This is a genomic window from Pseudoflavonifractor sp. 524-17 (assembly GCF_009935845.1).
GTDB lineage: Bacteria > Bacillota > Clostridia > Oscillospirales > Oscillospiraceae > Pseudoflavonifractor_A.
This window is the reverse complement of the sequence record NZ_QWEK01000018.1, coordinates 23365-47040: the sequence shown is the minus strand read 5'-3', so window position 1 is coordinate 47040 and position 23676 is coordinate 23365. Positions and strand designations below refer to the sequence as shown.

The window sequence follows — 23676 nt, the reverse complement described above, 5'->3', positions numbered from 1 at the left end:
GAGATAAGAAGCCTCGTTTCTGGCAGAAAAGACAGGCTTCGGCCAGATACTTTATCATACTAAACCGGCATAGCGGTTGTCAATATCAGAGATCCCAGTCCTCTACCGGGCCGAAGTTCATAGCTGTAAAGTACCGGGTCTGGAACTCCGGGTGTGCGGCCAGATCCAGGCAGACGGTGTCCCCAGCCAGCCGGGTACACAGGCGGAGCTGTCCGGCGCTGAGAGCGGCCAGCTTGGCCCCGGTCCCGGCGGCGTTGCCGATGGAGCGCGTCCGGCCCTCCAGCTCCGGGGGGAGCAGGCCGATGGCGTAGGCGCAGTCCAGGTCCATAAAGCTGCCGAAAGCGCCGGCCAGCAGGACTTCCGGGATGTCGCCCAGGGCGATCCCCCAGGACTGGGCCAGCAGGGCGATGCCGGCGGCGATGGCGGCCTTGGCCAGCTGGAGCTCCCGGACGTCCCGCTGGGTGAGGATTATGGGCTGTCCGTCCCGGCTGTCCGAAGGGGGGGTGAGGACAAAGGCGGGCTGTCCGTCCCGCTGGACGATCCGGCCGGCCATGGCGGGGGGGAGCTCCTCCGCCCCCGCCATGCGCCCGGTGGCGTCGATGACCCCCAGGGCCAGCAGGCGGGCGGCGGCGTCCACCAGGCCGGAGCCGCACAGCCCCGCCGCTTTGCCCCCGCCGATGACGTGGCAGCGCAGGGTGTCTCCCTCCAGGGTGACATGGTCGATGGCGCCGGGGCCGCCCCGCATTCCCTGAGAGATGTTGGCCCCCTCGAAGGCGGGGCCGGCGGCGGTGGAGCAGGCCAGACGGCGGCGGCGATCCCCCAGCACCAGTTCTCCGTTGGTGCCGATGTCCACCAGCAGGGCGGGCCGCTCCCGGCGGTGGAACCCGGCGGCCAGGAGGCAGGCGGCGGTGTCCGCCCCCACGAAGCCCGCCAGATTGGGCAGGGCCAGCACCCGCCCGGCGGGGTGGATGGGGAGCCTGCATTCCGCCGCCGGGAGGTCCAGGGGAGCCCGCAGAACGGGCCGGTAGGGAGCCTGGATGAGAGAGGCGGGAGAGAGGCCCAGCCAGAGGTGGTGCATACAGGTGTTGCCGGCCACAGCGGCCAGAAGAATCTGCTCTGGGGACCGGCCGGCCTTCTCTGCGGCCTGACGGACCAGGGTGGCCAGAGCGTCCTCCACACAGCGGCGCAGCTCCGCTCCGCCCCCCTGGACGGCGTGCGCCGCCCGGCTGATGACGTCTGCGCCGTAGGCGGCCTGGGGGTTGGCGGCGCTGGCCACCGCCAGGGTCTCTCCGGTGAGGCCGTCCAGCAGGTAGCCCACCAGAGTGGTGGTGCCCAGGTCAAAGGCCATGAGACAGGGCTGGGGAGGTTGGGCGGTGAGCTCCAGGGGCTGATTCTTCCACAGCAGCGCCCAGGCCGTCCGGACACCGTCCCGGCGCAGCGCCTCCAGCTGGGGGAGGAGCTGGGGGGCGGGGAGAAGGTCCCCCGGCGCCAGATGGGCCGCCCCGGCAATGGCCCCGGCCAGCCCGTCCCACATGGAGGGGGCGTCCCAGTCCTCCAGGGAGACGGGGATCCAGCGGACCAGAGGGTCAACGAGGACGGGGCGGTCCTCCCCTTGGGAGAGGATCACCGTGTCCCCGGCGGGGCGGGGCAGGCGGAGGGTGAGAGGCTGTGTCACCGTGACGGTGCAGGCGGGGAGGGCGCGTACCCCCTCCGGCTCCACCAGCTCCACCGTACACTTGCCGCAGCGGCCCTGTCCCCCGCAGGGGCTGTCCACCGGCACGCCGCCCTGCCGGAGGACGGAAAGGAGATTGCCGCCCTTGGGCGCGGAGAGCGTCCGCCCCTCCGGCAGAAGGGTGATAGTGATGGATTCCATGGCTTGTCCCTCTCTTTGCAGGTATGTGGGTCTATATATAGAGGATCATACCACGCCCCCCTGGCTTTTGCAAGGCGGCGGGGGGACTTCCGGCCCCATGTTTCGCAGGGAGGCTTGAAGGGGGGCAGGGAGATATGATAGGATAGGCGGCAGAAGGATCGTAAAGAGGAGGAGCAGGCTTGAAGGGGAAAAAGACGTGGTATTCCCGGGCAATCGCGCCGGTGTTCTGGCTGGCGGTGTGGGCGCTGGCCGCCGCCGGGGTGGGGAAAGAGCTGATTCTGCCGGGGCCGGCGCTGGTGGCCCGGACGCTGGCAGGGCTGGTGGGCACGCCGGCCTTCTGGCAGACCACCTGGGCCACCCTGGGGCGCATTTTTGGCGGACTGCTGGCGGGAGTGCTGGCTGGGATAGTGCTGGCGGTGTGTACCAGCGCCAGCACTGTGCTGGACTGGGTGCTCTCTCCGGCAGTGCGGGTGATCCGGGCCACGCCGGTGGCCTCCTTTATTCTGCTGGTGATTCTGTGGGCGCCTACAGGACAGGTGCCGGCCATTGTGGCTGCTTTGATGGTGCTTCCGGTGGTGTGGGGCAACGTGAGCCGGGGCATCGCCCAGACAGACCCCCTTCTGCTGGAGGCGGCGGCGGCCTACCGCTTCGGCCGGTGGAAGACGGTGAAGCTGGTCTATGCGCCCTCGGTGCTGCCCTATTTTGCCAGCGGCTGTCACACAGCCCTGGGGCTGGCGTGGAAGGCGGGGGTGGCGGCGGAGGTGCTGTGCGTCCCCCGGCGGGCCATCGGCACCCAGGTGTACTTTTCCAAAATCTATCTGGAGACGCCGGAGCTCTTCGCCTGGACGCTGGTGGTGCTGATCCTGAGCTTCTTGCTGGAGCGGGTTATGGGGACGCTGCTCAAGCGGCTGGAACAGGGGGACAAAACGTGATATTTGCGGAAGATATTTCAATTTGTTATGGAGAAAAGGCAGTTTTGGACCGCTTCACCCTGGACTGTCCGGGGGAGGGGATCACCGCCCTGTCCGGGCCGTCGGGGTGCGGAAAGACCACCCTGCTGCGGGTGCTGGCGGGGCTCCAGGCGCCGGAAGGGGGCCGGGTGACGGTGCCGGGGACGCCGGTGCTGCTGTTTCAGGAGGATCGGCTGTTTCCCTGGCGGACGGCGGGGGAGCACATCGCCGACGTGCTCCCCCGTGGACAGCGGAAGGCGGTCAAAGACTGGCTGGCCCTGACAGAGCTGGAGGGAGAGGAGAACTCCTACCCCGCCGCCCTGTCCGGAGGGATGCGGCGGCGGCTGGCCCTGGCCCGGGCCCTGGCCTGTCCGGGGGGGCTGTGGCTGCTGGATGAGCCGTTCACTGGGGTGGATCAGGCCCGTATGGAGCGGATCTTTGCCCGGATCCGGGGGCTGAGCCGGCCGGTGATCCTGTCCAGCCACGAGCGGGCGGTGGTGGAGCTGGCGGACCAGAGGCTCCCCCTGGCCGGACCGCCCCTTCATTTGGCCGAGGAGAAATTCTGAAGATTTTATAAAGAAAGACAGCGGAAACAGAAAATACTATTGCCTTTTTCGGACAAAGTGGTATGATAGCACATGCAAAAAACAAGTGAGGAGGGGGCAGATGGAATTGCTGGGACAAATTAGGAAAAAGCGGCGGCAGGGCCATGCGCTCCAGCTGCCGGTGGATCAGAAGACGGCCTTGACGTTGGCCCGCCTGCTGTTTTTTCTGGGGCCGCTGCTGGCCTATACCTGTGTGGAGCTGCTGAACAACAACCAGCCCTGGGGGGAGTTCAGCCCCCTTCAGGTGGCGCTGAATCTGGTGTGGTATTACCTGATTGAGCTCATCTTCTACTTTGTACTGGGGCAGCGGGACCGGGCGGGAAAAGCGGCTGTGGTGGTGACGTGGCTCATCGGCATCATCAACCGGTATGCTATTCTGTTTCGGGGGCGGACCCTCTTCCCCGGAGACCTGTTCACCTTCCGCACGGCGCTGAACGTGGCGGGAAACTACAACTATATGCCGGATCTGCCTATGGTGCTCAGCGCCTTGGCGGTCATCGGCTTTGTTTTGCTGGTCAACGCCCTGCCGGTGGAGCGGGGGAGACGGACCTTTTCGTGGAAGCAGTTCCTCCCGGCCCTGGCGGGGGCGGGGGCGTTCCTCTATGTCTTCTTCGGCACCGGCGCGGTGGAGCGGGCGGGGATACTCCCCTCCCTGTGGAGCACCCAGGGCAACGGCCTGGCGCTGAATTTCTCCCTGTGCGCCAAGTACAGCCGCATCAATCCGCCGGAGGGCTACTCTGCCGCCGGCCTGCAGCAGAGCACCGGCGGTCTGGTGTCCGACCTCCCGGCGGTGGCCGCCGGGGCGGACGGTACCGTCCGCCCGGTGAATGTGATTGTGGTGATGAATGAGTCTCTGGCGGACCTGGGGGCCTTTCCAAATGTGGAGCTCAACCGGGACTGCCTGCCCTTCTACCACAGCCTGAAGGAGAACACGGTCAAGGGCACGGCTTACTCCTCCGTCTTCGGGGGGACCACCGCCAACTCGGAGTATGAATTTCTCACCGGCAATACGGTGGCCTTCCTCCCCGCCGCCACGGTGCCCTATCAGATGTATGTAGGCGGGCAGGAGGCGTCCCTCAGCCAGCAGATGAAGGCTTTGGGCTACCGCACGGTGGCCATGCACCCCTACTACGCCTCCGGCTGGAACCGGGTGGAGGTGTACAACAGCTTCGGCTTTGACGAACAGCACTTTCTGGAGGACTTTACTTATACGCAGGAGGACATGATCCGGGAGTTTTTGTCCGACAGCGCCGACTACCGCAACGTAATCCAGCGCTATGAGGAGAAGGAGCCGGGGGAGTCCCTGTTTATCTTTAACGTGACCATGCAGAACCACAGCGGCTTCACCGGCGAGTGGACCAACCTGCCCCGGGAGGTGTGGCTCGCCGGGGAATGCGAGGGGCGCTATCCCTCGGTGGACCAGTACCTGAATCTGGCTTACCAGAGCGACCGGGCGCTGGAGGAGCTGGTGGATTACTTCTCCCAGGTGGAGGAGCCCACCTTGATCTGCGTGTTCGGCGACCACCAGCCCCAGGTGGACAACGATTTTTACGATGAGGTGCTGGGCGAGGAGGCGGTATATGACACACAGACCGCCCAAATCAAGCAGGCGGTCCCCTTTTTCCTGTGGGCGAACTATGACATTGAGGAGCGGGAGGGGGTAAAGCTCTCTCTGAACTACCTGTCCACGCTGCTGATGGAGACGGCCAACCTGCCCCTGACCGGATATCAGAAGTTTTTGGGCAGACTCTGTGAGCTGCTTCCCGTGGTGAATACCGTGGGCTTTCTGGACGGGGCGGGCAACTGGACGGCGGAGGAGCACCCGGAGCTGCTCAGCGAGGCGGCTCAGCAGGCGCTGAAGGACTACCGGGGGCTGGAGTACAGCAATCTCTTCGACAAGAGCCGCCGGCCCCAGGACTTTTTCTTCCTGAAAGAGGCTCCGGCGCCCAAATCCGACAAGTAAAAATGGACGTTGGGCGCATACCGTGCTATAATAGCCGTTAAGCGGCCGTGCTGCCAGCGTCCCCGAACAGCCAATCGCCGCGGCGATTGGCTGTTTTTTGCGGCTCGGCGGAGGAAGGCGTGCGGGATTTACAGAATATTCACCCAATTCAGCGGGAAAAGGGAGTAAAATAAAAAAAGCGCCCCCTTTGCGGCGGGGGCGGGAAAGGACGGGGAGGAACCATGGCGCGAAAGGTCCTGATTGTAGAGGACGAGAACAATATTGCCGAGCTGCTCCATCTCTATCTGGAGAAGGAGGGCTTTGAGACCGACGTGGCGGGAGACGGAGGCAAGGGCGTGGAGCGCTTCCGGGCGTTCCGGCCCGATCTGGTGCTGCTGGATATCATGCTGCCGGTGATGGACGGCTGGTCTGTGCTGAAAAAAATCCGGGAGGAGGACAACACCCCTGTCATCATGCTCACCGCCAAGGGGGAGACCGACGACAAGGTCAGCGGCCTGGAGATGGGAGCGGACGACTACATCGTCAAGCCCTTTGAGATGAAAGAGGTGCTGGCCCGGATTCACGCGGTGCTGCGCCGCTTCGGCGTGGAAGAGGGGGGCGAGGAGAAAAAGCTCTCCTACGACAAGCTGACGGTGAACCTGGACTCCTACGAGCTGATGGTGGACGGCAGGCGGGTGGATACCCCCCCAAAGGAGCTGGAGCTGCTCTACCACCTGGCCAGTGCCCCCAACCGGGTGTTCACCCGCAACCAGCTGCTGGACGAGGTGTGGGGCTTTGACTACTTCGGCGACTCCCGCACGGTGGACGTACACATCAAGCGTCTGAGAGAAAAGCTGGAGGGGGTATCCAGCCAGTGGAGCCTGAAGACCGTGTGGGGCGTGGGCTACAAATTTGAAGTGACCAACAGCTGAGACAGGAACAGGGAACGTGTTTCACGCCTGCGGGCATGGACGCTGAGAGGCTTTTGGGCATGTCCTTTTTCCTTTTTAAGAATAAAGAGAGGGAGGGAGCGCTATTTACAGAAAACAGTTTTCCATGATGGTGGTCATCATTCTGATCTCGTTTGCCCTGCTGGGCTCTTCCTTTATTACCCTTACCTACCGCTATACCCTCCAGGAGAAGCAGGAGGTTATGGCGCGCAACGCGGAGGTCATCTCAGAGTATACCAGCAGCATTCAGCAGCGGGGGGGCAGCCTGCTGAGCACGGTGTACCAGGACTATGTGAGCTCTTTCGCCCGGATCTCCGACGCCGACGTGCTGATCTGCGACGCCCAGGGGCACATCCAGCTCTACTCCAGCGGCGCCATCCGGGAGAGCCTGCTGGATATGAACGGCTATACGGACGCGATGATACCGGAGCTGGTGCGCCGCACCATTGCGGAGACCGGGGAGTTCAGCGCTCTGAGCAACCTGGGAGGGATCTTCGCTGAGCGGCGCTATGTGGCTGGCCGGCCGGTTTATGTGACGGATATTCTGAACCAGCGCCACGAGACCAATCTGGTCTTCGTGGCGGCGGACAGCAGCAGCCTGATGGAGCTGTGGCAGGCGGTGACCTCCATCTTCTTCTTTACCGCGGTGGTGGTACTGTGCATCGCCTTTATCAGCAGCTCTGTGACCACCCTGCACCAGACCCGGCCCCTGAAAGAGATCGCCGACGCCGCCCGAAAATTCGGCCACGGGGAGTTTGACGCCCGGGTGGTGGGCTATGAGAAGCGGCAGGACGAGGTGGGAGAGCTGGCGGAGGCGTTCAACACCATGGCCGACTCCCTGGCCCAGTCGGAGGCCAAGCGCAGTGAGTTTATCGCCAATATCTCCCACGAGCTCAAGACCCCCATGACTACCATCGCCGGCTTCGCCGACGGTATTTTGGACAATACTATCCCCCCGGAGCAGGAGCGGGAGTATCTGAAGACCATCTCGGCGGAGACCCGGCGGCTGTCCCGGCTGGTGCGCAAGATGCTGGACCTGTCCCGGCTTCAGTCCAGCGAGAACGTCACCGCCCAGGAGCGGTTTGACGTGGTGGAGGTGATGCTGCGGGTGCTGGTGAGCCTGGAGACCAAGATCAACGCCCGGCATCTGGATGTGGACACCAGCCTGCCGGAGGAGTCCGTCACCGTATGGGGGGACACCGACGCCATTACTCAGGTGTGCTATAATCTGCTGGACAACGCCATCAAGTTCGCCGCCGGCGGCACGGCCATCGGCATCAAAGTGGCGGCTAAGGGGAGCAAGGCGTTTGTGTCGGTGCGCAACACCGGGGAGACCATTGCGCCAGAGGAGCTGCCCCTGGTCTTTGACCGCTTCCACAAGACCGACCGGTCCCGCAGCGTGGATCGGGACGGGGTGGGCTTGGGCCTGTATATTGTCAAAACCATTTTGGGCAGCCATAAGGAGAACATTACCGTGACCAGCGAGGACGGCGTGACGGAGTTTACCTTCACCCTGACCCTGGCATGAAGACTGCCGGAACGGAGGTGTGTGTTTGTACAGTTATTTTTATGACCGGCCGGATCTGGACAGAGGATCGGAGGAGACCGGCCTGGCGGCGTACCCCGCCGCGGGGGAGGGTGTGGTCCGCCGCCGTCCTGTCCCGCCGCCGGACCGGGTGTATACCGTCCGCCGCCGCCTGCCGCCGCCCAGACCGGTGAGAAGGACCGGCGCAGGCCGGCGGATCCGGGCGGGGATCTCCCTGGGCCTGTTTGTGCTGCTGATTTTGGGCGGTATCGGGGGCGCGGTGGTGCTGCGGTACTGGGACGTTCCGGGGAGCGTCTCCCAGTGGGAGCGCCCGGAGGACCGGCCCGAGGGGGACTGGGAGAAGGAGGAAAGACCTGCGGCCAGCCGTCCGCCCAAGACCACGGTGGAGCGGGCCCCCCTGGGGGACGGCACAGTGCTGCTGCTGACCGGCCGGCCTGAGGGGGAGGGACTGCCCCCCCAGAAGATCTATGCCGACGTACTCCCCTCCATTGTCAGCGTGGAGGCCATGGGGGACGATGGGATTTCCCAGGGGACGGGGGTGGTCTTCACCCGCAGCGGGTACATCCTCACCAACCACCATGTGATCGAAGGGGCCCGCTGGGTGAGCGTGGAGGAGCTGGACGGCTCCGGCTGGTACAACGCCAAGCTGGTGGGCAGCGACCAGCCCACCGATCTGGCGGTGCTCAAGGTGGAGGCCAAGGGCCGGGAGCTGACGCCGGCGGTGTTCGGGGATTCGGAGGAGCTGCAGATCGGGGACGCGGTGTTCGCCATCGGCAACGCCCTGGGAGAAGAGCTCCCCGGTACCATGACCGACGGCATTATATCCTACTTGAACCGCCCGGTGGAGATTGACGGCTATCAGATGGAGCTGATCCAGACCAGCGCCGCCATCAATCCCGGCAATTCCGGCGGTGCGCTGGTAAATCAGTATGGTCAGGTGGTGGGAGTCACCTCGCTGAAAATGTGGTCCATATGGGAGCCGATAGAGGGGCTGGGCTTCGCCATTCCCACGTCCACCGTCAAGGACGTGGTGGATGAGCTCATCGCCGCCGGCCGGGTGGCAGGGCGGGCAATGCTGGGCATTACCGCCGGACCGTCGGAGTACTACAGCGACGATCCGGGCGCGCCTGCGGGCCTGTGCGTGGTCACTGTGGATGAGAGATCCGACGCCTACAAAAAGGGCCTGAGGGCGGGGGACATAATTGTGTCAGTCAACGGCCGGCCCACCCCGGAGATCTCCGCCCTGGAGGCGGAGAAGGAGGGGCTGGAGCCGGGAGACACCCTCTCGCTGCGGGTGTGGCAGTCCGGGACCTATGTCACACTGGAAGTAGAGCTGATAGAACAGTACGAGCCGACGGAATAAAAAAGGGCGCCCCTGTCAACAGGGGCGCCAAAGAAAAATAAGAGAGAATGGAATGGGCGCTTATACCTCGCAATAAGCGCCCAGCGCCGGGGCGGACCAAATTGGCCGAGCTGCAAGTATAATATACCTTAATTTTCCATATATGTCAATAAAAACTTTTGTCGAGAGGTGTCGCCGTCATGCTGATTTTTAACGGAGTGATCCACCCCATGGATGGGCCGGTGCTGCCCCGGGGGTTCGTGCTGCTGGAGGGGGGTAAGATTAAACAGGTGGGTCCCATGGAGGAACTGCCCCCCTGGGAGGGGCCGCGGCTGGACGCTGGGGGAGGGCATATCACCCCCGGCTTTGTGGACGCCCACTGCCACCTGGGGCTTTTCGGCGACGGCCTGGGCTTTGAGGGCGACGACGGCAATGAGTCCACTGACCCCTGCATGCCCCAGCTGCGGGGGCTGGACGGGATTAACCCCCTGGACCGCTGCTTTGCGGAGGCCCGGCAGGGGGGCGTCACTACCGTGCTTACCGGGCCGGGGAGCGCCAATCCCATCGCCGGCCAGTTCGCCGCCCTGAAGACCAGCGGCCGGTGGGTGGACGAGATGGTGCGGAAGGCCCCTGCGGCCATGAAATTCGCCCTGGGAGAGAATCCTAAATCAGTGTATAACGAGCGCAAGGAGACCCCCATCACCCGCATGGCCACCGCCGCCATCATCCGGGAATATCTGGCCAAGGCGGTGGAGTACCGGGACAAGCAGGACCGGGCGGAGGCGGACCCGGATCTGGAAATGCCCGACTTCGATCCCAAGCTGGAAGCCCTGGCCCCGGTGGCGGCGGGAAAGCTGCCCGCCCACTTCCACGCGCACCGGGCGGACGACATCGCCACCGCGGTGCGCATTGCCAAGGAATTTGGTCTGGACTACGTGGTGGTCCACGGGACAGAGGGGCATTTGGTGGCGGACCGCCTGGCTGCCGAGGGGGCGCGGGTGATCACCGGCCCCTGTCTGGGGGACCGGAGCAAGCCGGAGCTGCTGAATCAGAGCCTGGAAAACCCGGTGATTCTGGCCAGAGCGGGGGTAAAGGTGGCCATCTGCACCGACCACCCGGAGACCCCCATTCAGTATCTCCCCCTGTGCGCGGCCATGGCCGTGCGGGCGGGAATGGCAGAGGAGGACGCCCTTGCGGCCATTACCCGGGACGCCGCGGAGATTGCCGGCCTCGGAGCGCGGGCGGGCACCCTCACCCCTGGGAAGGACGCCGACGTGGTGGTGCTCAGCGGCCCGCCCCTGGACTGGCGCAGCAAGGTGACGGCGGTGTTTATTGACGGCGTGCAGGTGCGCTGAGGGAGAGGAAAGAGAGGAGAGGGCGTAATGAGGGAGATCCGCTATGAGGAAATTGCAGAGGCCGTCCGGGGGCTGTGTATTGAGGCCAACTGCAGGCTGCCCCGGGATTTGCAGGAGGCGATTGTCCAGGCGGCAGAGACAGAGCCTTCCCCGGTGGGCCGGGCCATTCTGGGGGACCTGGAGGAGAACTTCCGCTTTGCCGGAGCCAAGGGGCTGCCCATCTGCCAGGACACGGGAATGGCGGTGGTCTTTGCCGAGCTGGGGCAGGACTGCCATATCGCCGGCGGGCTGCTGCACGACGCGGTAAACGAGGGGGTGGCCCGGGGCTATGTGGAGGGCCATCTGCGTCTGTCCGTGGTGAGGGATCCCCTGCGCCGGGTGAACACCAACGACAATACCCCCGCCATCCTCCACCTGATGTTGGTGGAGGGGGACCGCCTGACCCTCACCGTGGCCCCCAAGGGGTTTGGAAGCGAGAACATGACCGCCCTGGAGATGCTCAAGCCGTCGGTGGGGCCCCAGGAAGTGGTGGACTTTATTGTGAAGGCGGTGTCCAAGGCCGGCTCCAACCCCTGTCCCCCGGTGGTGGTGGGGGTAGGCCTGGGGGGAACGTCGGAGACGGCTGTCCTGCTGGCCAAAAAGGCGCTGCTGCGCCCGGTGGATCAGCACAGTGAGGACCCCTTCTACGCCCGGCTGGAGGCGGAGGCCCTGGAGCGCATCAACGCCCTTGGGGTTGGCCCCCAGGGCCTGGGGGGCCGCACCACCGCCCTGTCGGTGTGCATTCTGCCCCACGCCACCCACATCGCCGGCCTGCCCTGCGCGGTGAACCTGGGCTGTCACGTCACCCGCCACGCTCAGGCGGTCCTGTAACGTGGGAAAAAAAGATTGACATCAGCTGTGGTTTTAGGTATAATACCTGCTGTGACATTGTGAGAGGTGCAGTATGCGTTTGAATCTCCAAGAAGTGATCCGTACGCCGGGAATGCGGGCGCCCTTTTCCTTCCAGATGGACCTGTCCGGGCTGGAGTTCGGGGGAGAGACCCCTGTGGCCGCTCCGGTGGAGGTGAGCGGTGCGGTGCGCAATATGGCCGGAGCCCTGATTCTGGAGGGGACCGTGTCCGCCGGGCTGAATTTGACCTGCGACCGCTGTCTGGCTCCCTTCTCCCAAAAGATGCGGGTGCCGGTGGAGCACCTTCTGGCGGAGGAGCTGGAGGACGAGGAAAACGACGGCATTCTGCTGCTGGAGGACGGGGAGATCGACCTGGCGGAGGTCTTCACCACCGCTTTTGTACTTGCAATGGACACCAAGCACGTCTGTTCAGAGGACTGCAAGGGTTTGTGCGCCGGGTGCGGCGCCAATCTGAACGACGGGCCCTGCCAGTGCAGGCCCGAGGTGGATCCACGTTTGGCTGCCCTGGCGCAGCTGTTGGATAGAGAGTCTGACGACTGAGAAAATACTTGCCCGGCCAAGGGCATTGACCTAAGGAGGTGTCATAAATGGCAGTCCCTAAGAGTAAAGTGTCCAAGCAGCGCCGCAACAAGCGCCGCAGCTCCGTCTGGAAGCTGGAGACCCCCGGTGTTGCTACCTGCCCCAAGTGCGGCGCGTTCCGGCTCCCGCATCGGATGTGCAAGTCCTGCATGAGCTACAACGGCCGCGAGCTGGTAAAGGCCGAGGCTGAGGCGAAGTAAATAAGCCCCAAAAGGGGAGAGGGGAGAGATCCCCTCTTTCTTTTTGCCTGAAAACAGACTGTAGGGTTGCGGCAGAAGGGGTTTTGTATTAAAATAAACCAGATAGAAAATACTCCAGAGAAGGAGCGGTATTGTGAGCCTGACGAAAATCCAATCGGTGGACCGGGGGAGTCCCGCGGCCCGGGCGGGGGTGCGCCCGGGGGAGACGCTGCGCCAGGTGAACGGCCACCCCATCGCCGACGTGCTGGACTACAAATACCACACTTATGACGCCCGGCTGGAGCTGACTCTGGAGGCGGAAGGCCGCGTCCGGACGGTAAAACTCAAAAAGGCGGAGGGCCAGGATCTGGGCCTGAATTTTCAGACCTATCTGATGGACCGGGCCCGCTCCTGCGCCAACCACTGCATCTTCTGCTTTGTGGACCAGATGCCGCCGGGAATGCGGAACACTTTGTACTTCAAGGACGACGACGCCCGGCTGTCCTTCCTGATGGGGAACTATATCACCCTGACCAATCTGTCCCAGCGGGAGCTGGATCGGATTGTGGATCTGCGCATCAGTCCCATCAACGTGTCGGTTCACGCCACGGACCCGGAGCTTCGCGCCGCCCTGCTGAAAAACCGGCGGGCGGGGGAGTGCTTTGACCATATGCGCCGGTTTGCCGCCGCTGGAATCACGATGAATTGCCAGATTGTGGCCTGCCCGGGCTGGAACGATGGGGCGGCCCTTCAGCGGACCATGGAGGATCTGGCCAGTCTGCACCCTGGGGTGAACAGCGTGTCGGTGGTGCCGGTGGGTCTGACCAAATTCCGCTCGGGCCTGACCTCCTTGGAGCCCTATACCCCCCAGAGCGCCGCCGCAGCTCTGGACCAGGTGGAGGAATTCGGCGCCCAGTGTCTGGAGCGGCTGGGCACCCGGCTGATCTGGTGCTCCGACGAGTTTTATCTCAAGGCGGGCCGTCCCCTGCCGGAGGAGGAATTTTATGAGGACTTCACCCAGCTGGAAAATGGAGTGGGAATGCTCCGCCTGCTGGAGAGCGAATTCCGCTCCGCCCTGGCCGCCGCCGTGGGGGATGAGCACCCCAGCCCCTTTACCATCGCCACCGGGGTCTCTGCGGCCCCGCTGCTGGAAAAGCTGGTGGGGCTGGTGGCCCAGCGGTGTCCGCAGGTGCGGGGGCAGGTGGTCCCCATTGTGAACCGCTTCTTTGGGGAGGAGATTAACGTGGCCGGGCTGGTGACGGGGAGCGATCTCATCAGCCAGCTGAAGGGCCGGCCGCTGGGGGAGCGGCTGCTCATCCCCCAAAATATGCTGCGCCACAAGGAGCGGGTCTTTCTGGACGACGTGACCGTGGAGCAGGTGGAGCAGGCCCTGGGGGTGCCGGTTACCGCCGTGGACCAGGACGGCGGCGCCCTGCTGGACGCCATTCTGGAGGAGGACTGGAGCGGCGGGGAGGCTATCTGGGTGGCGGAAGAGGCGCCGGCAGGCCCTGAAGAGGAATTTTACCGCTACAACCCGCCGCAGGGCGGCGCCGGAACAGAAGGAGAGAGACCATGAAACCATTAGTTGCCATTGTGGGCCGGCCCAATGTGGGCAAGTCCATGCTGTTCAATAAGCTGTGCGGCCAGCGCCTGTCCATTGTGGAGGATACCCCCGGCGTCACCCGGGACCGGCTGTACGCCCAGTGCGAGTGGCGGGGCCGTACCTTCGACATTGTGGACACCGGCGGAATTGAGCCGGGGACGGACAGCGAGATTCTGTCCTTCATGCGCCAGCAGGCGGAGATTGCCATCCAGAACGCAGACGTGATTGTCTTCCTGTGCGACATCAAGACCGGGCTCACCGCTTCCGATTATGAGGTGGCAAAGCTGCTGCTCAAGTCGGGGAAGCCGGTGGTGCTGGCGGTGAACAAGATGGATCAGGTGGGCCGCACCAACCCGGATATTTATGAGTTCTACAACCTGGGCCTGGGGGATCCCACTCCGGTTTCCGCCGTCCACGGCCACGGCACCGGCGACCTGCTGGACGCCTGTATGGAGTACTTCCCCCCCGAGGGGGAGGAGGAGCCGGAGGAGGACGTCATCAAGGTGGCGGTCATCGGCAAGCCCAACGTGGGCAAGTCCAGCCTGGTCAACCGCATTCTGGGGGAGGAGCGGGTGATCGTCTCCAACGTGGCGGGGACCACCCGGGACGCCGTGGACAGCTATTTTGAGAACGAAAAGGGGAAATTCCTCTTCATCGACACCGCCGGTATGCGGAAAAAGTCCAAGGTGGACGACCCCATTGAGAAATTCTCCGTCCTGCGGGCCGCCATGGCCATTGAGCGCAGCGACGTATGTCTGATTCTGATTGACGCCAACGAGGGCGTCACTGAGCAGGACACCAAGGTGGCCGGTCTGGCCCATGAGGCGGGGAAGGCCTGCGTCATTGTGGTCAACAAGTGGGACGCGGTGGAGAAGGACGATAAGACCATGGACCGGATGCGGGAGGAAGTGCGCCGGGACCTGAGCTACATGTCCTACGCGCCCATTGTGTTCATCTCCGCCCTCACCGGACAGCGGGTGGACCGGCTGTTTGAGCTGATCTGCTACGTGGACGGCCAGGCCGCCATGCGCATTACCACCGGGATGCTCAACAGCCTGCTGGCCGACGCCACCCAGCGGGTCCAGCCCCCCAGCGACAAGGGGCGGCGGCTGAAGGTATTTTATATGACTCAGGTGGGAGTGCGCCCCCCTCACTTCGTCTGCTTCTGCAACGACGCCAAGCTCTTCCACTTCTCCTACCAGCGGTATCTTGAAAATCAGATCCGAAATACCTTCGGCCTGGAGGGGACGCCCGTGCGGCTGACCATCCGGCAGAAGGGCGACAGTTAAAGGGGGGAGCGGCCATGCTGGCAACCATGCCGGTACCGATGCCCGGCGGCGTGTCAAACAATGTGATTGCACTGTGTCTGGCGGCTGTGGCGGTGGCGTCCTATTTTCTGGGGTGCTTCAACGGCGCGGTCATCGTGTCCAAGTATATCCTGCGGGACGACGTGCGTACCCACGGCAGCGGCAACGCGGGACTGACCAACTTCCACCGCACCTTCGGCGGCGGTCTGACCTTTGTGGTGATTCTCACCGACGTGCTCAAGGCGGTGGCGGCGGTGCTGCTGGGCCAGTGGATCTTCGCCGGGACGGCGGTCTATCCGGACTGGGCGGCGGTGTGGCCCGTGCTGGGCAAGTACTGGGCCGGGGCCTTCTGCCTGCTGGGGCACATGTTCCCCTGTATGTTCAAGTTCAAGGGGGGCAAGGGGATCCTCTCCGGCGGAGCCATCGCCATTCTGATCGACTGGCGGATTGCCCTGGTGGTATGGGGGGGCTTTCTCCTTCTGGCGGCGCTCACCCGGTATATCTCTCTGGGCTCCTGCTGGGCGGGGGCCAGCTTTCCCTTCGCTACCTGGTTTGTCTACCGCAGCCCGGTGCTGACGGTAATGGCGGCGCTTCTGGGGGGGCTTATTCTTTGGAAGCACCGGGGAAACATCAGGCGGCTGATCCGGGGAGAGGAGTCCAGGTTCTCCCTGCACAAGAAAAAAGACCCATCATAAAGTGACAGCTTGACGGGACAAAAGGAGGAAAACACCATGAAGGCTGTGGTTTTGGGCAGCGGCGGCTGGGGGACGGCTCTGGCCCTGGTGCTGCTGGAAAACGGAAACGACGTGACCTTGTGGTCTTACTGCAAAGAGGAATCCGCTGTGCTGCGGCAGACCGGGGAGAACCCCATGCTGAAGGGGGTGGCCCTGCCGCCGGAGCTGACGCTGACCAGCGATATGGACTGCGTCAAGGGCTGTCAGATGGTGGTGCTGGCAACGCCCTCCTTTGCGGTGCGTACCACCGCCAGGAGCTTGGCCCCCCTGCTGGACAAGGGGACGGTGGTGGTCTCCGTGTCCAAGGGCATTGAGAAGGATACCTCTCTGACCCTCACCGACGCCATCGCCCAGGAGCTGGGGCCGGACTTCCCGGTGGTGGCCCTGTGCGGGCCCTCCCACGCGGAGGAGGTGGGCCGCCATGTGCCCACCGCCGTGGTGTCCGCCTCGGCGGACCAGGGGGCGGCGGAGCTGGTGCAGGACGTGTTTATGAACCAGCGCTTCCGGGTGTACACCTCCCCCGATATCATCGGGGTGGAGCTGGGGGCGGCGCTGAAGAACATCATCGCCCTGTGCGCCGGCTGCTGCGACGGCATGGGCTTTGGCGACAACACCAAGGCCGCCCTGATGACCCGGGGATTAACGGAGATCGCCCGGCTGGGGGTAGCCATGGGGGGGAAGAAGGAGACCTTTGCCGGTCTCACCGGCGTGGGCGACCTGATTGTCACCTGTACCTCCATGCACTCCCGCAACCGCCGGTGCGGCATCCTTATCGGACAGGGGGTGCCGGTGGAGGAGGCGCGCCGGCAGATCGGCGCCGTGGTGGAGGGCTACTACGCCGCCGCCACCGGCAGGGAGCTGGCGGAGAAGGCCGGAGTGGAGATGCCCATCACCCAGGCGGCCTACAGTGTGCTGTATGAGGGCAAGGATCCCCGGACGGTCCTCACGGAGCTGATGACCCGGGCCAAGAAGCACGAGATTGAGGACAGCTGGGTGTAAAACAGAATGACATGAAACCGTCCGGTCAGAAATTCTGACCGGACGGTTTTTTGTGTGGGGAACAGGCGGAACGGCAAAAAATAAATACGAGCCGTTATTTTCTCCCCGCGGTTTTCAGTTCGTTGACAATCATAGCCACAGCCTCTACCTGGCTGTCGGTGAGGCCGTCCACATTGATGGTCCGGCTGTTTGGGGCGCCCAGCAGATAGTCGGTGCTGACCCCGAAGATTTGGGCCAGCTGAATCAAAATGTCATAGGGGGGAAGGTGTACGCTGTTTTCGTAGGAGCTGACAACGGATTTGGAAACGCCAAGCTGAGCGGCAAGGGCAACCTGTGAGAGATTCCGCTGCCGGCGCAGCTGTCTGATTTTACTCCCGATGGCTGGCAAGTACATGAAGCGCCCCCTGTCTGGAAATCCGCCCGGAGGCGGACTCTTAATTATGGGACTATTTTACAAAAAAGAAGGACAGGATTGCAGAACAAAATCCTGAAATAGTTGACAATTCGGCGTTGTACCGCTATAATTATGAAAAGAATCTGCCCTTAGGCAAAAACCAGAGAAAGGAAGAGAGAAATGAGCGGAATAAGACAGGGAAAAAACCTCCTTTTGGCGCTGGCACTGTGTGTGTGTCTGAGCGCCTGCGGAGGGAGCGGCGCCCCGGCGCCGGCGGCGTCCGGCGCGCCGGAGGGGAGCGCGTCCCCCGCGCCGGAGGGGAGCGCGTCCCCCGCGCCGGAGGTAAGCATGGATCTGCCAGGGAAGGAACAGCCCTTGACCCTGGACACGGAGAACACCCAAGCGGACTACGCCGATTTTACCCTGGTGAAGGTATCCTCTGGAAATCGGGTGGAGAGCCCCCTGGGAGGTTATTACTACGAAAGCGACAGCGGAAAGGTCTATGTAGATGTGGTGCTGGACGCGGTAAATACCGGGACGGCGGCGGTGAGCTGCAGTGAGTGGATGACCATACGGGCGGTGGCGCCGGACGGCACCGAGTACACCGACGCCCTCTATGTGGTGGAGAGCGGCGACGGAAGCGATTTGGACACCTGGGCCGATATCACGCCCCTGTCCGCGGTGCGCTTCCACTGCGCGGTCTCCGTCCCGGAGAACGCGGGGGCGCTGAAGCTGTACCTGGAGGTCAACGGAACCGAGTATACCTGCGACTACACCGTGGGAGAGACGGTGCGCAGCGCCCCCACCCTCACCGTGGGGCAGACGGTGGAGAAGGAGGACTTCGCCACCATGGTATTCAACGGAATAGCGTATACCGACGATCTCCTTCCCTCCAATACCAGCGGCTCCTACCGGCACTACCAGGTGGACAGCGCCAGCAATACTTACCTGGTGGTGAAGTACGACATCACCAACCTTCAGAGCAGCGCCAAGGACGCGGACACCTTTGCAGGCATCAAGGCCACCTACCAAGGGAAATACACCTACACCGGATTTGTGGTGGTGGAGGAGGAAGACGGGGCCGGTTTCTCCGGATATGAGGACATCGCGCCCCTGACCACCCGGCATTTCTACTATCTGATTGAAGTGCCCAAGACGGTGACGGGAAACGAAGCGGAACTGACCTTTTTCTTCGGCGGTCAGGAGTACCTGTACAGGGGAAAATAAGGATAAATCTAAGCTAAACGGGGCCCGGTTTTCACCGGGCCCTGCTTTTTGGTGCAAAGCGATAGTTATTTTTTAGACAAGTAAAATTTTTTGTCCAATATTGACATTCTGTAGTTTTTGCGTTATGGTTGTAACAGCGCTGTTTTGGATTATTATAGAGATATGAAGATTCCTGTGATGCAGCGTAATTCCGTCCCATGCAGAAGGGGGAAGAGAGCATGTCAAGAACCAATTACAGCGCCTATGTAGCCATTAAGAACAAAATACTGGAAATTTTCCGCACAGAGACCTTTGAGAAGAACAAGCTGCCCTCGGAGGCGGCCCTGGCCAACCGCCTGGGCATCAGCCTGGTAACCCTGCGGGAGTCGCTGATGATGCTGGCTTTGGAGGGATATATCACCAAGCGGCACGGTTCCGGCAACTACGTCCATCCCAGCACGTTGGACTACGAGAACCGCAGCTACTACTTCACCGAGTACATCAAGCGCAAGGGCTGCCAGCCCAGCATTAAGCTGCTCAGCCAGGCGTGGCAGCCCGCGGAGGAGGAGGACGCCAAGATCCTGAACCTGGAGCCCGGGGAAGAGGTGCTGGTCAACCGCCTGATGTATCTGGCCGACGGGAACCCGGCGGTCTATACCGTGATGCGCGTTCCCGCGGCCTATCTGATCCGCAGGGATGTAGAGCATATGAGCTTTCGATATATCCATGTGCTTATCCGGGACTATATGAACCGGGATGTGGCCCACGCCCTGAACGAGTATGAGCCTATGGTGGTGCAGGGTGAGCTGGCGGAGATTTTGCAGATGGAGGAGGGCGCCGCCATTGACTGCTCTCACCAGGTATTCTACGATGTGGCCGACGACCCGGTGGTGTGCAATACGCACTATTTCAACCCGGAGTACTACCGCCTGCGCACACTGCAAAACTGGGATCTGGGCCGGTAGCGGCGGATGTTTTCCGGGGTTGCAGTTTTGCCCTGGGGGCATTATAATAGGATCTGTCAATAAAAAGACGGGGGGAATCATTGATGAAAGCCTATGATACCGTACACAAGCAGGAGTTGGAGGTGGACCGCCAGGGGCTGATTGACCTGATGCTCAATAACCGCCAGGTGGATCTCTTCCTCAAGGAGAAGAAGACCGACGAGGACGGCTATCTGACCTGGGATGTGGAGCACTGGAGCACGGTGGACGGCCGCCGGTTTATCTGCTTCTACTCCCTGGAGGGCCGGGTTCTGCGGGACTCTACCTCCCACAACAAGTATGATTTGGACAACGCCTTCTTTCCCGACCAGATGAAGGAGATCCAGATTAGCTGAGCAAAAATAAGGAGAGGAACCGGTTTCGGTTCCTCCCCTTCGTTGTTACAGCTGTGCGGCCTTCTCCCGGATGAAGCGCCGGAGCCAGGGGCCGGTGGCAGGGTGATCCAGGGCAAAGTCAATGGTGGCCTCCAGAAAGCCGTTGAGATTGCCGGTGTCATAGCGCCGGCCCTCAAAGTCCACCGCCACCATCTTGTCCCGGAGGCACAGCTCCCGCAGGCCGTCGGTAAGCTGGATCTCCCCGCCGTAGCCGGGACGGACGTTTTCCAGAATGCCAAAGATGGCGGGGGTGAGGACATAGCGGCCCAATATGGCGTAGTTGGAAAAAATCTGCTCCGGCCGGGGCTTCTCATTCATGTCGGAGACGGAGAAGATGCGCTCCTCCAGGGGGGAAACCTTGACGGAGGAGTACTTGGAGATGGCCTCGGTGCTCACCTTCTGCACCCCCACCGCGCAGGCGTTGTACTTTTCTGCGGCCTCCACCAGCTGGGCCGTGACGGGCTTTTTGGCCCGCATGATGTCGTCCCCCAGCAGCACGGCGAAGGGCTCGTCCCCTACAAAGCGCTTGGCACGCCAGATGGCGTGGCCCAGACCCTTGGTCTCCTTCTGCCGGACGTAGAAGATATTGGCCAGGTCGGCGGCCCGGCGGACCTCGATAAGCTCCCGCTCCTTCCCAGCCTGGTTCAGACGGGTCTCCAGTTCAGGGTAATAGTCAAAATAGTCGTCCATGGCGGATTTGGCCCGGTTGGTGACGATAAGGATATCCTCAATCCCGGCGGCAACCGCCTCTTCGATGATATACTGAATGACCGGCTTGTCCACCATAGGCAGCATCTCTTTAGGCACGGTCTTGGTGGCGGGGAGCATCCGGGTGCCCAGCCCGGCGGCGGGAATGACGGCCTTGCGTACTTTCACGGCTGAAAACCTCCTAAAATAAAATCAGAACCGGTAAGTTTATGATACCGGAGTATTGTACCATAATTTTCCCCAAAAAACCAGCGGTTCCCCAGAAGAAAAGCCGCTGTCCCTCTTCCTCGAAAAGAGACAGCGGCGCTCGCCGGTTATAAACTGGACTGCTTTAAAAACCCGCCCAGCTTTTTATCCTCTGTACGGATATGGCCGATGAGAACGGCGATGTGTCCGTTCAGCCGCCCTACGTCCGCGACCGTGGGGCCGGCGGCGGGGATCTGAGATACAATCTCCCGCAGCGTCTTTGTGTACCCCGCATGAAAGGCCTTGTGGGCGGCCATGCCGGGATAGCCGCTTTTTTGCTGGAGCTGCTCCTCGTGAGAAAAGTGCCGGTCCACATAGTCCAGAAGGAATTTGACGGAGGGCTCCAGCGCAGTGCGTCCCTGGCCCTTGCCGCACGCATCCATTAAACGGTTGACTGCCTGGAACAGCTCTCCGTGCTCCCGGTCGATAACCGCATTTCCGGTCTCCAGCGCTTTTGTCAGTTCGTACTTCATAGAAACAACTCCCAACAAAAAGTAAAATGATATGCCAGCATTCTCCCGTTGAGAATAAAAACGCTCGGGAAGCTCTGATTCAATCAACGTGCGCGGATTTCTAGTTTCCCTTTGGGGCCAGGCGGATCTTCGGCATCATTGCCTGAAAGTAAGGCACCTTGGGCAGCGCTGTCAGCAGCAGGGAGCCCAGTATGTAGCAGGCCAGCAGCTCGCCCAGGGCCACCGTGGCGCCGTGGAAAGCGAACAAGCCCCAGAAGCCGGGGCCGAAGCCAGTCTCATACCAGGCCAGCATGGCGCCCACAATAACGCCGTTGCAGATCACCGGCGGCAGCGGGGCCAGCCAGCGGCTGGGCATTTTGGCGGTGAGATACCCGGCCAGCAGGGTGGCCAGGGAGCCCAGCACAATGTCCAGCGGGCCCACGGTGCTCATCAGGTTGGTGACCAGACAGCCGATGAACAGGCCGGGGACGGCGGCGGGAAAGAGAAAGGGCAGTACGCACAGGGCCTCGGAGAACCGGCACTGAATGGGGCCGTAGGTCAGCCCGAATAGATTGCCAAAATAGCTGAGGACGGCGTACAGGGCCGCCACCATGGCGGCCAGGGTGATCTGCCTGACGGAACTGTGTTTCATATTCTGTTTCCTCCCATTTTTTGTTTAGAGAACGGATCGGGGGGACTGCCCCGCCGAACGAACGCGGCAGCGCCGCGCTTGGACTGGATGTGGAAACCAGTCGGGAGGGATTATAGCATTGTTTTCAGACGTTGTAAAGTGGAAAAAGGGGCTGCGGGCCTTGACAACGGGGCGGGATGCGGTTATACTGAGCATACAGAAAGGGCGTTGCCGGCAGACGGTCAGCCCCTGGACAAATTACTAAAAAAGAAGTAACCGCACTCTGTGGGAGGAGGGGCGGTTACTTCTTTTTACCCTGGATGAACAGGCCGCAGATACCAATGATAACGAGACATAACTGCAAGACCTCTGATGTACTCACTGGGCAGCCCCCCTTTCATTAAGATCAGGGAGCAGAAGCCGCCCCCTGGTCCAGGGGAGAAGCCGCCTGCCTTATGGCAACGCTGAAAGGTAATCCTTTCCTATGGTCAGCATACCATATCATCCTGCAAAGATCAACTGGAACTGCCATGAGTGTTACAGGCAAACATACATACAAAATACAAAAAGATGCGTAAAAATAGGTTGACTTTTGACGGTCACTAGTGTATTATTATGACTGTCGAAAGTGAGGTGATGAAATGTCCCCGCGGACTGGACGGCCCACTGATAACCCAAAGCCGTATAAGCTGACGGTTCGAGTAGATGAGGAAGGGAAAAAGATACTTGACCAATACGCCAGACAGGAAGGCATCAGCCAAATGGAGGCAATACGGCGAGGGATCAAGCGGTTGGAGCCGGACATCAAAAAATAAGACAGCCCGCCACCCCAGAAAGTTACGGACTGTCTTATGACACAAACCAAGGTGGTTTGATAAATCTATTCTATCAGACCCGCCTCGGAATTTCAAGGAGGAATCCCCTATGTCAGAGGAACGGAAGAGAGTTTAGGGATTTGCAAGACTGGCATACGAGCGGGAAACCGTACAGCCAGTATTAGTTCAAATTTTCTTCCAAAAATAGATTGACTTTCTGTAGAGGCGGTAATATAATAATTGCAGAGGCGAGAAATCGAGGAGGTGAACAGATGTCGCCCAGAACCGGGAGGCCCCCAATTGAAAATCCGAAAAGCGTGAAAATGAACATCCGCATAACAGAACAGACAGCAAAAGATTTACAGGAATGTGCAGATGCATTGGAAATCTCACGCGTCGGTGTGATCGAAAAAGGAATTCAGTTGGTAAAGGCCAGTCTGGACAAAAAATAGAGTGCTGGCGACCCCGAGAAAGTCCCACCAGCACCCTGTTCACCAAACCAAGGTGGTTTGATAAATTTATTCTATCAGACCCGCCTTGGAATTTCAAGGAGAAATCCCCTTATGTCAGAGGAACGGAAGAGAGTTTAGGGATTTGCAAGACTGGCATACGAGCGGGAAACCGTACAGCCGGTATTGGTTCAAATTTTAACTTAAAAATAGATTGACTTTTTGCCTTTCGTAAAGTATATTAAAAGCAAGGCGAAAAGTGAGGTGATGGAATGTCGCCAAGGACTGGAAGGCCGAAAGTAGAAAACCCGAAAGGGATTAACTTGACCATCCGGATTGACCCTGAAACAGAAAAAAAGCTGTGTCAATACTGCGAAACGCAAGGAATCACACGGGGCGAGGCAGTCCGTAGAGGGATACACCTGCTTTTGGCACAAAAAGAATAAGAGTAGCCGCCCACCGTCTAAAGAAAGCGACTACCCTTATCTCACCAAACCAAGGTGCCAAGGCAGAAACCAAGGCG

At 61.5% G+C, this 23676-nt stretch carries 24 protein-coding genes; 19 read left to right on the top strand and 5 right to left on the bottom strand.

The features are described from left to right. Positions 1–85: 85 nt before the first annotated feature. On the bottom strand, positions 86–1873 hold the full coding sequence (locus D1159_RS08065) for an ASKHA domain-containing protein (protein ID WP_161845158.1): 1788 nt from the start codon (positions 1871–1873) through the stop codon (positions 86–88). A gap of 179 nt (positions 1874–2052) precedes the next feature. Between D1159_RS08065 and D1159_RS08060 the strand changes: the two genes are divergently transcribed. The 14 genes from D1159_RS08060 to D1159_RS07995 all read left to right on the top strand — a co-directional run bounded on the left by D1159_RS08060 (position 2053) and on the right by D1159_RS07995 (position 16874). Continuing rightward, positions 2053–2805 carry an ABC transporter permease subunit gene (locus D1159_RS08060; RefSeq protein WP_202620992.1) on the top strand — a complete coding sequence of 251 codons (753 nt, stop codon included), beginning with the start codon at positions 2053–2055 and terminating at the stop codon, positions 2803–2805. Then, the gene (locus tag D1159_RS08055; protein ID WP_161845157.1) at positions 2802–3389 is read left to right on the top strand and encodes an ATP-binding cassette domain-containing protein; all 588 of its coding nucleotides are present in this window, start codon (positions 2802–2804) and stop codon (positions 3387–3389) included. Before D1159_RS08060 ends, D1159_RS08055 begins: the two co-directional genes overlap by 4 nt. A 100-nt stretch (positions 3390–3489) precedes the next feature. Further along, complete coding sequence (locus D1159_RS08050; protein ID WP_161845156.1) at positions 3490–5391, top strand: LTA synthase family protein; 1902 nt, start codon at positions 3490–3492, stop codon at positions 5389–5391. Positions 5392–5612: 221 nt separating this feature from the next. Beyond that, the gene (locus D1159_RS08045; RefSeq protein ID WP_161845155.1) at positions 5613–6302 is read left to right on the top strand and encodes a response regulator transcription factor; all 690 of its coding nucleotides are present in this window, start codon (positions 5613–5615) and stop codon (positions 6300–6302) included. 124 nt (positions 6303–6426) lie between these two features. Next, positions 6427–7848, top strand: coding sequence for a HAMP domain-containing sensor histidine kinase (locus D1159_RS08040; protein ID WP_161845154.1), 1422 nt, complete (start codon positions 6427–6429; stop codon positions 7846–7848). A 25-nt stretch (positions 7849–7873) separates the two neighbouring features. Beyond that, positions 7874–9229 carry a trypsin-like peptidase domain-containing protein gene (locus D1159_RS08035; RefSeq protein ID WP_161845153.1) on the top strand — a complete coding sequence of 452 codons (1356 nt, stop codon included), beginning with the start codon at positions 7874–7876 and terminating at the stop codon, positions 9227–9229. A gap of 179 nt (positions 9230–9408) precedes the next feature. Beyond that, a complete protein-coding gene (locus D1159_RS08030; RefSeq protein ID WP_161845152.1) occupies positions 9409–10563 on the top strand; it encodes an amidohydrolase in 1155 nt (384 codons plus the stop codon). Positions 10564–10590: 27 nt separating this feature from the next. Then, a complete protein-coding gene (locus D1159_RS08025) occupies positions 10591–11433 on the top strand; it encodes a fumarate hydratase (RefSeq protein WP_161845151.1) in 843 nt (280 codons plus the stop codon). Positions 11434–11506: 73 nt separating this feature from the next. After that, positions 11507–12013 carry a DUF177 domain-containing protein gene (locus D1159_RS08020; protein WP_161845150.1) on the top strand — a complete coding sequence of 169 codons (507 nt, stop codon included), beginning with the start codon at positions 11507–11509 and terminating at the stop codon, positions 12011–12013. A gap of 47 nt (positions 12014–12060) precedes the next feature. After that, entirely contained in the window at positions 12061–12252 is a 192-nt protein-coding gene (rpmF, locus tag D1159_RS08015; protein WP_161845149.1) for a 50S ribosomal protein L32, read from the top strand. A 133-nt stretch (positions 12253–12385) separates the two neighbouring features. Continuing rightward, positions 12386–13807, top strand: coding sequence for a DUF512 domain-containing protein (locus tag D1159_RS08010; protein ID WP_161845148.1), 1422 nt, complete (start codon positions 12386–12388; stop codon positions 13805–13807). Further along, positions 13804–15123 carry a ribosome biogenesis GTPase Der gene (gene der, locus D1159_RS08005; protein WP_161845147.1) on the top strand — a complete coding sequence of 440 codons (1320 nt, stop codon included), beginning with the start codon at positions 13804–13806 and terminating at the stop codon, positions 15121–15123. The genes D1159_RS08010 and der overlap by 4 nt, the downstream gene beginning before the upstream one ends. A 14-nt stretch (positions 15124–15137) precedes the next feature. Next, positions 15138–15836, top strand: a complete 699-nt coding sequence (locus D1159_RS08000) for a glycerol-3-phosphate acyltransferase (RefSeq protein WP_161845146.1) — start codon at positions 15138–15140, stop codon at positions 15834–15836. Positions 15837–15872: 36 nt separating this feature from the next. Then, positions 15873–16874, top strand: a complete 1002-nt coding sequence (locus D1159_RS07995; protein WP_161845145.1) for an NAD(P)H-dependent glycerol-3-phosphate dehydrogenase — start codon at positions 15873–15875, stop codon at positions 16872–16874. A 94-nt stretch (positions 16875–16968) separates the two neighbouring features. On the opposite strand, the gene D1159_RS07990 is transcribed toward D1159_RS07995, so the two are convergent. Beyond that, the gene (locus D1159_RS07990; RefSeq protein ID WP_161845144.1) at positions 16969–17268 is read right to left on the bottom strand and encodes a helix-turn-helix transcriptional regulator; all 300 of its coding nucleotides are present in this window, start codon (positions 17266–17268) and stop codon (positions 16969–16971) included. Between the two features lie 180 nt (positions 17269–17448). On the opposite strand from D1159_RS07990, the gene D1159_RS19160 reads away from it, so the two are divergent. From D1159_RS19160 to D1159_RS07980, 3 genes are all read left to right on the top strand, one after another. Further along, positions 17449–18495 carry a hypothetical protein gene (locus tag D1159_RS19160; protein WP_202620991.1) on the top strand — a complete coding sequence of 349 codons (1047 nt, stop codon included), beginning with the start codon at positions 17449–17451 and terminating at the stop codon, positions 18493–18495. Positions 18496–18713: 218 nt separating this feature from the next. Beyond that, positions 18714–19439 (top strand): GntR family transcriptional regulator, encoded by a 726-nt coding sequence (locus tag D1159_RS07985; RefSeq protein ID WP_161845143.1) that lies wholly within the window; start codon positions 18714–18716, stop codon positions 19437–19439. A gap of 83 nt (positions 19440–19522) precedes the next feature. Beyond that, positions 19523–19813, top strand: coding sequence for a hypothetical protein (locus tag D1159_RS07980; protein ID WP_161845142.1), 291 nt, complete (start codon positions 19523–19525; stop codon positions 19811–19813). A 45-nt stretch (positions 19814–19858) separates the two neighbouring features. On the opposite strand, the gene galU is transcribed toward D1159_RS07980, so the two are convergent. The 3 genes from galU to D1159_RS07965 form a co-directional block, all read right to left on the bottom strand. Then, positions 19859–20728 carry a UTP--glucose-1-phosphate uridylyltransferase GalU gene (galU, locus tag D1159_RS07975; protein ID WP_161845141.1) on the bottom strand — a complete coding sequence of 290 codons (870 nt, stop codon included), beginning with the start codon at positions 20726–20728 and terminating at the stop codon, positions 19859–19861. 146 nt (positions 20729–20874) lie between these two features. Further along, positions 20875–21279 carry a hemerythrin family protein gene (locus D1159_RS07970; protein WP_161845140.1) on the bottom strand — a complete coding sequence of 135 codons (405 nt, stop codon included), beginning with the start codon at positions 21277–21279 and terminating at the stop codon, positions 20875–20877. 100 nt (positions 21280–21379) lie between these two features. Further along, positions 21380–21910: a QueT transporter family protein gene (locus tag D1159_RS07965; protein WP_161845139.1), complete on the bottom strand. Its 531-nt coding sequence runs from the start codon at positions 21908–21910 to the stop codon at positions 21380–21382. 620 nt (positions 21911–22530) lie between these two features. On the opposite strand from D1159_RS07965, the gene D1159_RS07960 reads away from it, so the two are divergent. Together D1159_RS07960 and D1159_RS07955 are read left to right on the top strand one after the other, a co-directional pair. Further along, positions 22531–22704 carry a ribbon-helix-helix protein, CopG family gene (locus tag D1159_RS07960; protein ID WP_161845138.1) on the top strand — a complete coding sequence of 58 codons (174 nt, stop codon included), beginning with the start codon at positions 22531–22533 and terminating at the stop codon, positions 22702–22704. 272 nt (positions 22705–22976) lie between these two features. Next, the gene (locus tag D1159_RS07955) at positions 22977–23156 is read left to right on the top strand and encodes a hypothetical protein (protein ID WP_161845137.1); all 180 of its coding nucleotides are present in this window, start codon (positions 22977–22979) and stop codon (positions 23154–23156) included. The last annotated feature ends 520 nt before the right edge of the window (positions 23157–23676 follow it).

Excerpts from the sequence above, each read along its gene's own strand:
- D1159_RS08000 (WP_161845146.1), top strand. The coding sequence starts at position 15,138 with ATGCTGGCAACCATGCCGGTACCGATGCCCGGCGGCGTGTCAAACAAT.
- D1159_RS07980 (WP_161845142.1), top strand. The coding sequence starts at position 19,523 with ATGAAAGCCTATGATACCGTACACAAGCAGGAGTTGGAGGTGGACCGC.
- D1159_RS07955 (WP_161845137.1), top strand. The coding sequence starts at position 22,977 with ATGTCGCCCAGAACCGGGAGGCCCCCAATTGAAAATCCGAAAAGCGTG.
- D1159_RS08050 (WP_161845156.1), top strand. The coding sequence starts at position 3,490 with ATGGAATTGCTGGGACAAATTAGGAAAAAGCGGCGGCAGGGCCATGCG.
- D1159_RS07970 (WP_161845140.1), bottom strand. The coding sequence starts at position 21,279 with ATGAAGTACGAACTGACAAAAGCGCTGGAGACCGGAAATGCGGTTATC.
- D1159_RS07985 (WP_161845143.1), top strand. The coding sequence starts at position 18,714 with ATGTCAAGAACCAATTACAGCGCCTATGTAGCCATTAAGAACAAAATA.
- rpmF (WP_161845149.1), top strand. The coding sequence starts at position 12,061 with ATGGCAGTCCCTAAGAGTAAAGTGTCCAAGCAGCGCCGCAACAAGCGC.
- D1159_RS07965 (WP_161845139.1), bottom strand. The coding sequence starts at position 21,910 with ATGAAACACAGTTCCGTCAGGCAGATCACCCTGGCCGCCATGGTGGCG.
- D1159_RS08065 (WP_161845158.1), bottom strand. The coding sequence starts at position 1,873 with ATGGAATCCATCACTATCACCCTTCTGCCGGAGGGGCGGACGCTCTCC.
- D1159_RS07960 (WP_161845138.1), top strand. The coding sequence starts at position 22,531 with ATGTCCCCGCGGACTGGACGGCCCACTGATAACCCAAAGCCGTATAAG.
- D1159_RS08025 (WP_161845151.1), top strand. The coding sequence starts at position 10,591 with ATGAGGGAGATCCGCTATGAGGAAATTGCAGAGGCCGTCCGGGGGCTG.
- D1159_RS08045 (WP_161845155.1), top strand. The coding sequence starts at position 5,613 with ATGGCGCGAAAGGTCCTGATTGTAGAGGACGAGAACAATATTGCCGAG.
- D1159_RS19160 (WP_202620991.1), top strand. The coding sequence starts at position 17,449 with ATGAGCGGAATAAGACAGGGAAAAAACCTCCTTTTGGCGCTGGCACTG.
- D1159_RS07990 (WP_161845144.1), bottom strand. The coding sequence starts at position 17,268 with ATGTACTTGCCAGCCATCGGGAGTAAAATCAGACAGCTGCGCCGGCAG.
- D1159_RS08040 (WP_161845154.1), top strand. The coding sequence starts at position 6,427 with ATGATGGTGGTCATCATTCTGATCTCGTTTGCCCTGCTGGGCTCTTCC.
- D1159_RS07995 (WP_161845145.1), top strand. The coding sequence starts at position 15,873 with ATGAAGGCTGTGGTTTTGGGCAGCGGCGGCTGGGGGACGGCTCTGGCC.
- D1159_RS08030 (WP_161845152.1), top strand. The coding sequence starts at position 9,409 with ATGCTGATTTTTAACGGAGTGATCCACCCCATGGATGGGCCGGTGCTG.
- D1159_RS08020 (WP_161845150.1), top strand. The coding sequence starts at position 11,507 with ATGCGTTTGAATCTCCAAGAAGTGATCCGTACGCCGGGAATGCGGGCG.
- der (WP_161845147.1), top strand. The coding sequence starts at position 13,804 with ATGAAACCATTAGTTGCCATTGTGGGCCGGCCCAATGTGGGCAAGTCC.